The 13,532-nt window shown below is 41.1% G+C and carries 13 protein-coding genes and 2 tRNA genes; all 15 read left to right on the top strand.

All coding sequences use genetic code 11. The features are described from left to right. Window positions 1-31: 31 nt before the first annotated feature. The 15 genes from sdhA (at window position 32) to LF817_RS03985 (ending at window position 13,275) form a co-directional block, all read left to right on the top strand. On the top strand, window positions 32-1,783 hold the full coding sequence (gene sdhA / locus LF817_RS04055; protein ID WP_253934484.1) for a succinate dehydrogenase flavoprotein subunit: 1,752 nt from the start codon (window positions 32-34) through the stop codon (window positions 1,781-1,783). Window positions 1,784-1,798: 15 nt separating this feature from the next. Beyond that, a complete protein-coding gene (gene sdhB, locus LF817_RS04050; protein ID WP_253934483.1) occupies window positions 1,799-2,563 on the top strand; it encodes a succinate dehydrogenase iron-sulfur subunit in 765 nt (254 codons plus the stop codon). 126 nt (window positions 2,564-2,689) lie between these two features. Further along, window positions 2,690-5,014, top strand: coding sequence for a sensor histidine kinase (locus LF817_RS04045; RefSeq protein ID WP_253934482.1), 2,325 nt, complete (start codon window positions 2,690-2,692; stop codon window positions 5,012-5,014). Next, window positions 5,011-5,658, top strand: coding sequence for a response regulator transcription factor (locus LF817_RS04040; RefSeq protein ID WP_253934481.1), 648 nt, complete (start codon window positions 5,011-5,013; stop codon window positions 5,656-5,658). Before LF817_RS04045 ends, LF817_RS04040 begins: the two co-directional genes overlap by 4 nt. A 94-nt stretch (window positions 5,659-5,752) precedes the next feature. After that, window positions 5,753-5,977 carry a helix-turn-helix domain-containing protein gene (locus LF817_RS04035; protein WP_253934480.1) on the top strand — a complete coding sequence of 75 codons (225 nt, stop codon included), beginning with the start codon at window positions 5,753-5,755 and terminating at the stop codon, window positions 5,975-5,977. 154 nt (window positions 5,978-6,131) lie between these two features. Beyond that, entirely contained in the window at window positions 6,132-6,581 is a 450-nt protein-coding gene (locus tag LF817_RS04030; RefSeq protein WP_253934479.1) for a MarR family winged helix-turn-helix transcriptional regulator, read from the top strand. 21 nt (window positions 6,582-6,602) lie between these two features. Next, complete coding sequence (racE, locus tag LF817_RS04025) at window positions 6,603-7,424, top strand: glutamate racemase (RefSeq protein ID WP_253934478.1); 822 nt, start codon at window positions 6,603-6,605, stop codon at window positions 7,422-7,424. An 83-nt stretch (window positions 7,425-7,507) separates the two neighbouring features. Further along, window positions 7,508-8,587 carry a GerMN domain-containing protein gene (locus LF817_RS04020; RefSeq protein WP_253934477.1) on the top strand — a complete coding sequence of 360 codons (1,080 nt, stop codon included), beginning with the start codon at window positions 7,508-7,510 and terminating at the stop codon, window positions 8,585-8,587. Between the two features lie 120 nt (window positions 8,588-8,707). Continuing rightward, a complete protein-coding gene (rph, locus tag LF817_RS04015) occupies window positions 8,708-9,475 on the top strand; it encodes a ribonuclease PH (protein WP_253934476.1) in 768 nt (255 codons plus the stop codon). A 4-nt stretch (window positions 9,476-9,479) separates the two neighbouring features. Further along, the gene (locus LF817_RS04010; protein WP_253934475.1) at window positions 9,480-10,076 is read left to right on the top strand and encodes an XTP/dITP diphosphatase; all 597 of its coding nucleotides are present in this window, start codon (window positions 9,480-9,482) and stop codon (window positions 10,074-10,076) included. A gap of 14 nt (window positions 10,077-10,090) precedes the next feature. After that, window positions 10,091-10,618, top strand: coding sequence for a metallophosphoesterase family protein (locus tag LF817_RS04005; RefSeq protein WP_253934474.1), 528 nt, complete (start codon window positions 10,091-10,093; stop codon window positions 10,616-10,618). Between the two features lie 282 nt (window positions 10,619-10,900). Further along, window positions 10,901-10,974: transfer RNA gene (locus LF817_RS04000), tRNA-Gly, on the top strand. A 17-nt stretch (window positions 10,975-10,991) separates the two neighbouring features. Next, window positions 10,992-11,065: transfer RNA gene (locus LF817_RS03995), tRNA-Arg, on the top strand. 210 nt (window positions 11,066-11,275) lie between these two features. Next, window positions 11,276-11,917 carry a BMQ_0737 family morphogenetic spore coat protein gene (locus LF817_RS03990; RefSeq protein ID WP_253934473.1) on the top strand — a complete coding sequence of 214 codons (642 nt, stop codon included), beginning with the start codon at window positions 11,276-11,278 and terminating at the stop codon, window positions 11,915-11,917. A 761-nt stretch (window positions 11,918-12,678) separates the two neighbouring features. Next, a complete protein-coding gene (locus tag LF817_RS03985) occupies window positions 12,679-13,275 on the top strand; it encodes a YitT family protein (protein WP_253934472.1) in 597 nt (198 codons plus the stop codon). Window positions 13,276-13,532: the final 257 nt, after the last annotated feature.

The following is a 13,532-nucleotide window of genomic DNA, read 5'->3' as shown; positions in this document are numbered from 1 at the left end:
TTAGAGAAAGTCAAGGGAGTGAGCATTAATCATGAGTAATCGAAATATAGTTATTGTTGGTGGGGGACTAGCTGGTCTTATGGCAACAATTAAAGCTGCTGAGAAGGGCGTTCATGTCGACTTGCTTTCAGTAGTTCCTGTTAAACGTTCTCACTCTGTATGCGCTCAGGGCGGAATTAACGGAGCTGTCAACACGAAGGGTGAGGGGGACTCACCATGGGAACACTTTGACGATAGCGTATACGGCGGCGATTTCCTGGCAAACCAGCCGCCTGTAAAAGCCATGTGTGATGCAGCACCTGGAATTATACACTTGCTGGACCGAATGGGAGTTATGTTCAACCGAACCCCTGAAGGTTTGCTCGATTTCCGCCGTTTCGGTGGAACACAGCACCATAGAACTGCATTTGCTGGAGCAACTACGGGACAGCAGTTGTTATATGCTTTAGATGAACAAGTTCGCCGCCACGAAGTGAATGGACTTGTTACGAAATATGAAAACTGGGAGTTTCTTTCTGCAATCGTTGATGAGAAAGGCGTTGGGCGAGGTGTGGTCGGTCAGAATTTAAGTAACCACGAGCTTAAAGCTTTCCCTGCTGACGCCGTAATCATGGCGACAGGCGGTCCTGGAATCATCTTTGGAAAATCTACGAACTCGGTCATCAACACAGGATCTGCGGCTGGTTCTTTATTCCAGCAGGGAGTGGATTATGCAAATGGTGAATTCATTCAAATTCACCCGACTGCCATCCCTGGTGATGATAAGCTTAGGCTTATGAGTGAGTCGGCTCGAGGTGAAGGCGGAAGGGTTTGGACTTATAAAGATGGCGAGCCATGGTATTTCCTTGAAGAGAAGTACCCTGCCTACGGAAACCTGGTGCCTCGTGATATTGCTACACGTGAAATTTTCGATGTATGTGTCAATCAGAAGCTTGGTATCAATGGTGAAAATATGGTGTATCTGGACCTTTCTCATAAAGACCCTAAAGAATTAGACGTCAAGCTTGGCGGTATTATTGAAATCTACGAGAAGTTCGTTGGGGAAGACCCAAGAAAAGTACCGATGAAAATCTTCCCGGCTGTTCATTACTCTATGGGAGGACTTTGGGTTGATTTCGATCAAATGACGAATATACCTGGAATTTTCGCAGCGGGAGAATGTGATTACACTCAGCATGGGGCTAACCGACTCGGAGCAAACTCGCTGTTATCATCAATTTATGGTGGTATGGTTGCCGGTCCGAATGCTGTGAAATATACAGAGGATCTGGAAACCATTTCAGATGAAATGACTTCAACTCTATTTGACGAAGCGCTTAAAGCTGAACAGGAAAAATTCGAAGCTATTATGAATATGGATGGCGATGAAAATGCGTTCCAAATTCATAGAGAGCTGGGAGAATGGATGACCGATAACGTTACAGTTGTTCGAGAGAATGATAAACTTTTAAAAACGGATGAAAAAATTGTCGAGCTTATGGAACGATATAAGCGTATCAATATCAATGATACATCCCGTTGGAGCAATCAAGGCGCAATGTTTACTCGTCAGCTATGGAATATGCTTCAACTAGCTCGAGTAATCACACAAGGTGCTTATAATCGAAATGAGAGCCGTGGCGCGCATTATAAGCCAGAGTTTCCTGATCGTAATGATGAAGACTGGTTGAAGACAACGGTAGCAAGCTATGATAAAGAAAATAATAAGCCTGTTTTCCGTTATGACGCTGTAGATACATCTTTGATCGAACCGCGTAAACGTGACTATTCGAAATCCAAATAAAGGAGGTCCATCATCATGAGTGAAGAAAAAAACATTACGTTTATAATCACACGACAGGACGATCCGAATTCCCAGCCGTATGAGGAAACATTTGAGATTCCCTATCGTAATAATATGAACGTTATTTCTGCTTTAATGGAGATTCGTCGGAATCCAGTTAATGCTGAAGGGAAGACCACGACACCTGTCTATTGGGATATGGGATGTTTAGAAGAAGTTTGTGGTGCATGTTCAATGATTATCAACGGGAAGCCGAGACAGTCTTGTACCGCTCTTGTCGATCAATTAGACCAGCCTATCCGCTTAGAACCTATGTCGACTTTCCCGATCAATCGTGATTTGGCCGTTGATCGTAACCGTATGTTCGACTCTTTGAAAAAAGTGAAAGCATGGGTGCCTATTGATGGTACGCACGATCTTGGTCCTGGACCGAAAATGCCTGAAAGTAAAAGGCAATGGGCTTACGAGCTATCTAAGTGTATGACATGTGGTGTATGCTTGGAAGCTTGTCCGAACGTTAACAGTAAATCGGACTTTATTGGTCCAGCTGCACTTTCACAAGTTCGCTTGTTCAACTCTCATCCGACAGGTGCGATGAATAAGAGTGAAAGGCTGCAAACGATTATGGATGCAGAAGGGATTATGGGCTGTGGTAATGCGCAGAACTGCGTGGAATCATGTCCTAAAGGTATCCCGCTTACAACTTCTATCGCGTCATTATATCGTGATACAGCAATTGAATCTTTCAAAAGCTTCTTCGGAAGTGACCAAAGAGTTTAATTCAATTTATTTATCCAAAATACTTCTGCTCATTGAGCAGAGGTATTTTTTTGTGTGTCAGGGTTGCCCGCTATTATTGTGGTAGTATAATAGAATGGATTGACATATATAAAGGTGGATTTATCTATGCGCTCGATGAATACAAAAGAGTTATTGATTCTATTATTTGTACTAGGATCTGCCAGCTATATTATTTTTGTTTCTGTTACACAGCCGTTTCTGGGTATCGAACTTGAAAAGAATGGGGAACAGTTTGAAATCACCCATATTAACGGGGATAGCTGGGGTGACAAGCAGCAGGTTCCTTTAGGGGCGACCGTTGAAAATGTGAATGGAGAAAGTCCAGAAGAACATTACACAGTTACCATGTTTAAAACACTGGAAAACGCAAACTCTTTTACATTGAATCATGATGGAGAATTCCTGAATTATGAAGAAATCGAACAGTCTTCTGCAACACATTGGGCATTTTTCATTATATTACCGATTATTTTTCTGTTGTTCGTACTTTGGATATCGCACCTTGTAAATAAAAAAGTAAATAAACGTTATTCTGCGAATTTGCTCATGCTGTTCTTTTTAATGATAGCTGTCGGCTATATAAGCAATGGTGGAGCGGTACGTGCTGACTTCTACAGTTTATTCATCAATGTTTTTTTGTTTTTGCTTGCTCCCGTTGTATTGATACACTTTTTGTATAAATATTTCTCGGAACTTGGAGTGTATTGGTTTTCAAAAAATTGGTATCAAGTATTATATATTCTGGTTGGAGCCGTAACCTTACTGGAAGGTTATTTTATATTGACGAACCAATACCCGTCAGTTTATTACTATATTCCTCGAATCTTTTTATTGGGATTATATATTATTTCTTTTTTTATTATTTTCAGAGGATTATTTATTCACCGGAATCATTCCCATGGTACGTTGTTCAAGTATGTAAGCATAGGGATGACGGTAGGCTTTTTTCCGTATATTTTCTTGTACTTGATTCCTGCTTTACTGCTGGACACAAAGTTCATTCCTATTGAATTCGCAGGGGCTTTCTTAATAGCGCTGCCTGTCACTTTTATGTATTTAATTACACGTGAACGACTGATCGATATTAACTTTTATATGGGAAGACTGCGATACTACTTATTTCTTTCATCAATTCCAAGCTTATTGATTACTATCGCTTTAGTCCTATTCCTTAGAGACAGCGTTTCAGTTGTCCATTATATCGAGATCTACTTTATCATCAACGTTTTGCTCATCGTGTTTCTTTCTTTAAAGGAAATACTGGACTTTAAGCTTCAGCAGTATCTATTCGCTGCTCGTTATAGTTATCAAGAAAGTATGCACCGCATGTCCAAAGATATGAAGGACCAGACGAATGTGGTCGATTTAATGAAAGTCTTGCGAAATGAGATCAGCAATGTACTAAACGTTAGAGAGATTTATATTTATTCAAAACACAACAAAAAACCGCTTTATTGTGTATATGATCCAATCCCTGAAGACTATATCGAGCATGTCGACTATCATTTGACCCATCACAGCTATGATATTGGTTCCATTATCGAGACTGAAAAAGGGTTCGGGGTTATCGTCGGATATTCTTTAGAAAAAATTACAATGCTCTGGTGTAGAGGGAAGAAGGATTTCACCAGGTTAAATCGGGATGAGAAGACGTATCTTCAGACGATATCTCACAATGCCAATATTGCTATTGAAAATATGAATCTCATTGAAGATCTGCTTAAAGAGCTGCGAACCCTTCGAAGTGATCAGACTCAACAATATCCAGCATGGTTATCAAGGCTTTTATTTACGATCGCGGAAAACCAAAGGAAGCAGCTTTCAATTGACCTTCACGATACAGTTTTGCAAGAGCAGCTTTACCTTTACCGCAGGATGGATGATTTAGTCAGCAAACGTAAAGACTTACCGAAGACGCTTGTAACGGAACTGAATATGTTCAAGGAGTCGATATTGGATAGTATACATTTGATTAGAGAAACGTGTAATGAGTTAAGACCAGCTTTTATTGAGGAACTCGGATTGGTGCATTCGTTAGAGGACCTTATTGAGCAATATCAACTTAGGTCTAATTTCACGGTATACTTTTCACATGATAACTTTGATGCAGAGCTCGATCAGGAGCGGATTCTAGCAATTTTTCGAATTGTCCAGGAGTTATTGTCCAATGCGATGAAACATTCGGATGCGAAAATTGTTAAACTCAGTCTGTCCAATTTAAGTGAAGAGGTTACTTTACTTTACTCTGATGATGGACAGGGCATGGATTATTCATTTCAACGAGATCTTTTCTCTCATATCGGATTATCAGGAATCGAACAAAGGGTTCACGGCTTAAACGGCCGTTTGCATATTGAGACTGCACCGGATCAAGGATTCAAATCAATGGTTGCTTTCCCTTATAACTCAAGAAAGGAGGCTAAAGTATGACTCGTGTACTCATAGTGGACGACCACCCAGCGGTCGGTGCTGGAACCAAAGCCATGCTGGAACAAGAGGAGGACATGCAGGTAGATGTCATCGATCAAGCTGAGGAGGCGGAGGCGACACTTGCACACCAAATTTATGATATTGTGCTCCTGGATTTATATATGCCTGGAATGAGCGGTGTCGATTTAGCGAAAGATTTACGCAAGGACCACCCTGATTTAGCCATTCTTATTTATACCGGATTTGACTTGAACACTCATTTTAATATGCTGGTGGAAGCCAATATCAACGGGTTCGTTAGTAAAACAGCTTCTAGTGAGCAACTTATTAATGTAATTCGCTGTGCACTTCGAGATGAAGTCGTCATTCCTCTTCACCTTTTCAAACAATTGAGGCGGTCTGAAGCCAGCGTGAGCGATATTTCTGAAAAAGAAGGAGCTCGGCTTTCGTTAAATGAAAAGGAACAGTCCATACTAAGAGAAGTATCTTCTGGTTTGACTAACCGGGAAATCGCTCAAACCCTTCATATGTCACAGCGCAGTGTAGAGTATACGTTAACGGGTATATTCAATAAATTATCCGTAAAGTCGAGAACTGAGGCCTTATTTAAAGCTCAAGAGTTAGGTCTTGTATCTAAAACGTAAATGAACGGCACATGGTCACCCCTACCTTCATACGATACAATGACTAAATAATTCCCTCCGTACAGAGCTCTAGACAACAAGGAGGGGTTCGCTTGTGAAGGAGGAGGGCTATAGGCCAGCACAGATTCTGACTAAACGCGAGCGCGAAGTTTTTGAACTATTGGTGCAAGACAAGACGACAAAAGAAATTGCTAAAGAACTGTTCATCTCAGAAAAGACGGTGAGAAACCATATTTCTAATGCCATGCAAAAACTGGGCGTTAAGGGCAGGTCTCAAGCTGTAGTAGAATTACTGCGAATGGGTGAATTGAAGCTTTAGCTTTGATGTGCCATGCTAGATAGCAGGCAAAGACCTTTCAGGTATTAGATTGTCTATGCCTGGGAGGGTTTTCATTTTTAGAAAGTTTAGCTTGATATTTATCTCAAAAAAAGTAAGATATATAGAATAGAACAATTTGTTAGGAGTGCTGTAAGTGGTCGAATCACATCCCGCGGCGTCAATAGCCAATGTTGAAAAAGAATTAAGGTACATATCAGGAATTATTAAACAAAAAGGAAGAGAAATTCTTGACCAGTATCCAATAACAGCCCCTCAGTTTGTAGCTGTTCAGTGGCTGCTTGAAAAAGGTGATCTGACGATAGGTGAGTTATCAGACCATATTTATTTAGCATGCAGCACAACAACAGATCTAGTGGACCGTATGGAAAAGAATAAACTGGTGGAGCGGGTCCGTGATCCTAAAGACCGCCGGGTAGTTCGTATACACGTTTTAGATAAAGGAAAACAGATTATCCACGAAGTGATTGAAAAGAGGCAGGAATACCTTAAAGAAGTCTTAAGTGAAATGCCAAGTGATGACGTGGAAACTTTAAATAAATTATTGAGTCTTCTGCATGATAACATGGTACACACATCTAAGTAGACGCAGAGAAGAGGGATATGCTTGGAACAGCCTATAGGAGTTATAGATTCAGGGGTCGGAGGGCTGACCGTGGCCGTGGAGTTGATGCGTCAGCTTCCTAATGAAAAACTCATATATCTGGGAGATACGATCAGGTGCCCGTATGGCCCGCGCCCAAAAGAACAAGTGAAGCGTTATACTTGGCAGATGGTCCATTATTTATTAGAAAAAAACATTAAAATGCTGATCGTAGCGTGCAATACGGCTACGGCTTATACACTGCGTGAGCTTCAATCAACGCTTTCTATTCCCGTAATAGGAGTTATTGAGCCCGGCGCAAGAGCGGCGATTAAAAATAGCCAAAACAAGCAAATCGGTGTTATTGGTACAGAAGGCACAATCAAGAGTGAAGCGTATCCACATACCCTTCGGACAATCGACCAAAGTATTGTCGTAGATGGTTTGGCTTGTCCGTCGTTCGTCCCGATGATAGAAAGTGGCCTTCTATCAGGTCCTGAGGCAGAAGAGATCGTTTCGAGAACCTTGAAGCCTTTTCAAAATCAAAAAAATATCGATACACTGATTCTTGGATGTACCCATTATCCTATTATAAAAGATTTGATTCAAAAGGAGATGGGCTCTCACATTCAAGTTATCAGTTCTGGAGAAGAAACGGCAAGAGAAGCCAGTTTGATTCTTGCTTATCACAGGTCTTTAGAGCAACGGAACAGAAGTCCTGTTCACGAATTTTATACAACGGGTGACACAGAGAAATTCCGCCATGTGGCGAATCGCTGGTTTGAGGAACCGATTCAAGTGCTCAACTACGTCAGCCTGGACCCGATACAAAGCTCCGCAAATTAATGCGGAGTTTTTTTGTTCGGCTGGTCTAATCCCTCAAAAAGCTCGTATATATGGTAGTACAAACTATCATGGGAGGGAAAGGCATGAAAACGTGGGGAATTAAGCCATTAACAATTGTAGCTCTTATGAGCATGGGTATGTTGACTGGCTGCCTCTTTGAGGGGGAGCAATCCCTGGAGGAAATGGATGGTCCTCCTGAAGAAGAAGCAGCAAGTACAGATACAATAACCGAAGAAACTGAAACGGAAAGCGGAGAAGGTGAGGAAGGGGAAAGTACTGAAGAAGAAACTTCCGGAACAGTTGAAAGAGAATTATACCTTCTTGACTCCAACGGAATGGTTGTACCGCAGACGCTTGAAATACCGGCTTCTGAAAATGTGGCCGGACAATCATTAGAATACTTGGTCAAAGATGGGCCAGTTACTGAACTTCTCCCATCAGGCTTTGAAGCCGTACTTCCAGCAGGAACGCAAATCCAGGGAGTGAACCTGGTAGATGGGACGATGACTGTTGATGTTTCGAAAGAATTCCAAGAATATGAAGCGGAAGATGAAGAGAAAATTTTACAAGCTATGACCTTCACTCTTACGCAGTTCGATAATGTGGAAAGAATCAAATTATGGATCAATGGCCATGAACAGAAGACAATGCCTGTGAGCGGAACCCCAATATCCGATGGGGTTTCCCGTTCTGACGGGATCAATGTACAGGAAAGCTCAACGAATGATTTAGTGAACAGTGAACCAGTGACTGTGTATTATCCGAGTCAGCAGGATGGTGAAGAAGTTTATCAGGTCCCTGTAACAACGAGAGTAGCCAGCGGAGAGGATTTATATACAACTGTAGTACAAACCCTCCTGAATGGCCCCGCACTTGGCACATCGCTTATGCAGCCTTTTAATGAGGGAGCAGAAGTAAGTAAGGCGGAGATGAAGGATGGAGTGCTGTCGGTCACTTTCAATGAAGCGATGTTGACCGGTGAAGAAACAAAGGCTCTTTCGAATGAAGCTTTATCAAGCTTAGTGATGAGTTTGACAGGTCTCCCAGACGTAGAGTCAGTGGAAGTGATGGTAGAAGGAGTGAAGGATGTATTAAATGAAGCTGGAGAACCAATTAGTGAACCTGTAACGAAATCTGACATACAAGAAGCTGAAAGTTTATAAAGTTTCGTTTAAAGAGCCACTCTAAAATAGGAGTGGCTCTCATTGTTTATGCAAAGCAGAAGCTTATTATGTTAAGATAGTCAAGGATAAAAGGAAGAATGGAAAGGGAGGACGTTTACGATGAGAAGTGATCAGCGTGAAGTCAATGAACTTAGAAAAATTACGATTGAAACGGACTATGTAAAACACCCGGAGGGGTCTGTATTAATAAGCTTTGGAGATACAAAAGTAATTTGTAATGCAAGTGTAGAAGATCGTGTTCCCCCTTTTCTCCGCGGACAAGGAAAAGGCTGGATCACAGCTGAATATGCTATGCTCCCAAGAGCTACTGAGCAACGAAATATAAGAGAATCCTCTAAAGGGAAAGTCTATGGCCGTACGATGGAAATCCAGCGTCTGATCGGTCGTGCCCTGCGTGCTGTAGTGGATTTAGATAAAATCGGTGAACGCACTTTATGGGTGGACTGTGATGTCATCCAGGCAGATGGCGGTACAAGAACAGCATCCATAACCGGTGCGTTCGTAGCTGTCGTTCTTGCGTTTGGAAAGATGGTAGATAAGGGTACAATTAAAGAACTCCCTGTTAAAGATTTTTTGACGGCGATTTCTGTAGGGGTTTTAAAAGATGGAAAAGAAATTCTCGACCTTTGCTATGAAGAAGACAGCCAGGCTCATGTAGATATGAATGTAGTCATGACTGGTCAGGGAGAATTCGTAGAGCTTCAGGGGACAGGGGAAGAAGCTACTTTCTCGATGAATCAACTTCAAGAAATGCTATCGCTGGCTCAAGAAGGCGTAACCGAACTGATTACATTGCAAAAAGAAGCTATTGGTAAATGGTCGGAAACAATCGAATCTAAACAATCCTCAAAAGCAGCGGGAAAGTAATCAGATGAAACAACTGGTGATTGCTACTAAAAACGCTGGAAAAGTGGAAGAGTTCCGTACGATGTTTGCCAATTACGGCATCGAAGTGAAGTCATTATTGGATTTTGACGAGCCCATCGGAGACATTGTCGAAGATGGAGACTCGTTTGAAGAAAATGCAATAATAAAAGCAGAAGCCATTGCAGAAAAATTTCAGATACCAGTCGCTGCTGATGACTCCGGTTTAGAAATCGACGCTCTTCGCGGAGCACCAGGCATTTATTCTGCCCGCTATGCAGGCGAAGACAAAAATGACCAGAAGAATTTAGAAAAAGTCCTTCATGAGTTGAAAAGCACCCCTGCGGAAGAACGTACTGCACGTTTTGTCTGTGCAGTAGCTGTAGCTCGACCTGGCCTTAGCACATTTGTGAAAAGAGGAACATGTGAAGGTACAATCGCTGAAGCTCCACGTGGAAACGAAGGGTTCGGATATGATCCGATCTTTATTCCTCTCCATTCCAATCGGACAATGGCAGAACATAGTTCAACAGAAAAAAACTCGATCAGTCACCGTAAACAAGCGATTCTGAAAATTGAAGAATGGATACAAGAACATTTCTAAAGAGGTGATTCTAAATGCCAAAAGTATTAATTGTAAGTGATACACACGGTCTTACGGATAAGGTTGTTGAAATTAAAGAGCGTCACCAGCATGAAGTAGATGCTATGATTCATTGCGGTGACTCAGAGTTGGCTTATGCTTCAGAAGAACTTGAAGGATTTTATTATGCGAAAGGCAACTGCGATTTTGAACCGGAAATGGAAAACGAACAAGTAGTGCCGGTCGGTAATATCAAAATCCTTGTCGTTCACGGCCACCTGCATCAAATTAAATCAACATTGCTCCCATTAACTTATCGTGCGGACGAAGTAGGTGCCCAAATCGCCTGCTTTGGACATTCTCACATGGCCGGAGCAGAAAAAGTAAACGGAAAACTCCTGATCAACCCAGGTAGCGCTCGCGAACCGAGAGATCATAAGGAACCGTCCTATGCAATTTTAGAATGGCAAAGTAATGATAAAATCAGCCTGCAATACTATCACGTCAACGGTGAACCGATGCCTGAACTAAGAATAGAAACATCACTTGCAGCAGAGAATTAATTCTTTGCTGCAAGACTGTTGACAAATCCGCTGATAATTAATATACTTATTCTTGTCCGAAAAAACAGGACAGCCATTACAAATTGCTTTAATAAATACATATTCATGAACTTTTCTAGAAAATCAGTAGAATAAAATATGCGGGTGTAGTTTAGTGGTAAAACCTCAGCCACGAGCAACGCTTCCGCCGAGTCAACTACGCGTTGCTTCGACGCATTTACATCTTTGAATCATCTAGAAGAGAAAGAAGCATGAAAAACAAGGCTAATGAATTTTATTAATGCGGGTGTAGTTTAGTGGTAAAACCTCAGCCTTCCAAGCTGATGATGAGGGTTCGATTCCCTTCACCCGCTCCAATTAAATTACATATTTTGTCCCAGTAGCTCAGCTGGATAGAGCAACAGCCTTCTAAGCTGTGGGTCGGGAGTTCGAATCTCTCCTGGGACGCTAACTAACTAAACGCTGAATCTATTGTCTATCAATAGATTCAGCGTTTTATTTATTATTTTTATATGACCTGATATTGATTCGTAAATTAATGACATAAATCTGATGATAGAAAGCTTTTGGGTTTTTAATTGAATTTAGTACTTTAGTCTATACTTATTTTCATAAGGTGCATAAATTAGCTATAAATACTAAAAAAGTGGGGGTTGTATGCGACTTCAACAGGAAACCTTTTGTGTAAATGTCGATAAAGTATTAGATTGGATAGCGAATGAATTTCAATTTGAATTGAATGAAAGAAACCCAGACGTTCCATTCCCCGGTCTTCCTTTACCGCCTGGTACGGTTATTGAAGGTGCAAATGTAACTTGTGAGATTCTGTCCGTGACAGCTGAAATCGCAAATATAAAGGATCGTCGCATTTTTGTTGAAGGCAGCGAAGTGGTCCTGCAGGAGGTCACTGTCCGAAAAACAGTGAGTGCTGATTTGGTAATTGAATTAGCCGATGGGAGGACATTTCAAAGTGAGCCAGGAATTCTAACGAGGTGTGAAACCGTATTATTATGTGCCCCTGAGGGAACAAATGTAGAAGTAGAAGTTATGACTAGTGATTGTATTGTTTGTTCTACGGGAACGATGACCGTGGAGGCTTCCCGGCGAGGCCCTATCATTCGATTTTCCGACCTTTTTATACAAATTAATGTTTGTCAAAGCATCCAATCTACTTATCCTGTAACTATTGAAATAACAGGGGGGTTTTGTAAACCAAGAGATTTAGCAGATGTCTCTTGCCCTCAGTCTGGTCAGAATGTCTTCCTGCTGAATGATCACCCTCGCAACACAAGCACATAATAGATTAAAGGTATCATTTTTTAAGATTCCTGGTGTGGAATGGAATCTTAATAAGAGAATTTCGGATGTTCGGAAGCAGAGAGTTGCATCACTTTGATTTGACCGTATAGCTTGGCGCGAAGCTCAATAGGGATTTGAACTGGATATAGTAGGATAGATTAGGGTTTTGATTTCCATAAAAAGATTGTTGTCCAGCATATGGTGAGTAGTGACGACCATTGAGTCGCTCACCTTTTAAAGTATATAGGAGGTGGGGTAAAGGGAAGCCCTTGGACTTACACTATTCAGGAAGAGGTTTTAAAAGGGAGCGTAAATCTAATGCTGTTAAGCTTGATAGCTCTTTTTGTTCTTTCATGAGTTATCGTAATATTTGTCGTAGAGGTCGATGTAAAACTCATATTTCTTATTTCTCCTTTTGCTTCTCTGACTGCGCATGTTATTAATACTTGGACGATTGCCCATGGGAATAGGAAAGTCTACCTTTATATTGTCTTAGATAATTATGCCTCTCTGCCATTTATTATAGGTTTCTTTCCTTCTACTAGTTCAGCTATGGTCCACATGGTGATTAAATACAAATGCCTTTAACTGTAATCTTCTTATATTTCCTCGTATTTACGATATTTGAATGGCCGGTGGTTTACCTTACTATAAACCGTTACTTCATTGAAAAAATATATTGGTATTACTTACACGAATTCTACATAATCCACTCCCTGCATAAAGTAGTACAAACCTTATTGATTCAGAGGGGACATACTATGAAAAATTTCGTGAAGAAAGCATCAGCCATACTTATAGGAAGTGTTTTCCTTTCATTAGGAATCAATCTGTTTCTTATCCCCCATCAGGTATTGGACGGTGGTGTCATCGGCTTAGGACTAATAGCGAATTATGTATGGGATTTACAAGTAGGTTTCACAATCATATGTGTCAGTATTCCGATATTTACAATTGCGTGGTTTCATTTTAGAAGTTATTTCTATAATAGCCTGCATGGATTGTTAGTCTCTTCCTTTTTAATTGATGTTCTGAGTGATACGAGAAATTATCAAGTTAACATCGACCCTGTGGTCAGCTCGATTCTTGGAGGAGTACTTGTAGGGTGTGGGATTGGATACATGCTCAGACATCAGACGAGCACGGGCGGGACAGATTTACTTGCCCAGATGATTGCGAAGTTTATGAAAGTAAACGTAGGGTTTGTTATTCTTTTTATTGATTCGATCGTAATTCTTTTAGGAGGATACTTGTTTTCAGCGCACACCCTCTTGCTTTCAACCCTCACTATCATAAGTGTAGCACTGGCCACTATGCTGCTTACTTCTCACAGATTCATCCCTAATGCCTCACTATGAGTGAATAAGGTGTGTTCATGAACTGCCTGTGCTATAATAAACGGTGTCAAATATACATATACAGGTTTGTGTCAGCGATACTTCGCAAAACAAAGAAAGAGGCGCCGCATTGGACGCCTCTTCTCTATATATTTATTAAGGGGGAGTTACACCTACACTTTTCGAATGCATGTCTTTTTTTAGGGTGTTTTCTTATAAAAAATTTGGAACAGACCATTTTCAAAAACTTACCGGTTTTAAAAATAATGAATCTGGTT

This window comes from Halobacillus sp. A1 (assembly GCF_024189295.1).
Classification (GTDB): Bacteria; Bacillota; Bacilli; order Bacillales; family Halobacillaceae; genus Halobacillus_A.
The sequence above is the reverse complement of the archived record's forward strand: the minus strand, read 5'-3'. Positions and strand labels throughout refer to the sequence as shown.

Excerpts from the sequence above, each read along its gene's own strand:
- LF817_RS04045 (WP_253934482.1), top strand. The coding sequence starts at position 2,690 with ATGCGCTCGATGAATACAAAAGAGTTATTGATTCTATTATTTGTACTA.
- LF817_RS03985 (WP_253934472.1), top strand. The coding sequence starts at position 12,679 with ATGAAAAATTTCGTGAAGAAAGCATCAGCCATACTTATAGGAAGTGTT.
- rph (WP_253934476.1), top strand. The coding sequence starts at position 8,708 with ATGAGAAGTGATCAGCGTGAAGTCAATGAACTTAGAAAAATTACGATT.
- LF817_RS04005 (WP_253934474.1), top strand. The coding sequence starts at position 10,091 with ATGCCAAAAGTATTAATTGTAAGTGATACACACGGTCTTACGGATAAG.
- LF817_RS04040 (WP_253934481.1), top strand. The coding sequence starts at position 5,011 with ATGACTCGTGTACTCATAGTGGACGACCACCCAGCGGTCGGTGCTGGA.
- LF817_RS04020 (WP_253934477.1), top strand. The coding sequence starts at position 7,508 with ATGAAAACGTGGGGAATTAAGCCATTAACAATTGTAGCTCTTATGAGC.
- LF817_RS04010 (WP_253934475.1), top strand. The coding sequence starts at position 9,480 with ATGAAACAACTGGTGATTGCTACTAAAAACGCTGGAAAAGTGGAAGAG.
- sdhB (WP_253934483.1), top strand. The coding sequence starts at position 1,799 with ATGAGTGAAGAAAAAAACATTACGTTTATAATCACACGACAGGACGAT.
- sdhA (WP_253934484.1), top strand. The coding sequence starts at position 32 with ATGAGTAATCGAAATATAGTTATTGTTGGTGGGGGACTAGCTGGTCTT.
- LF817_RS03990 (WP_253934473.1), top strand. The coding sequence starts at position 11,276 with ATGCGACTTCAACAGGAAACCTTTTGTGTAAATGTCGATAAAGTATTA.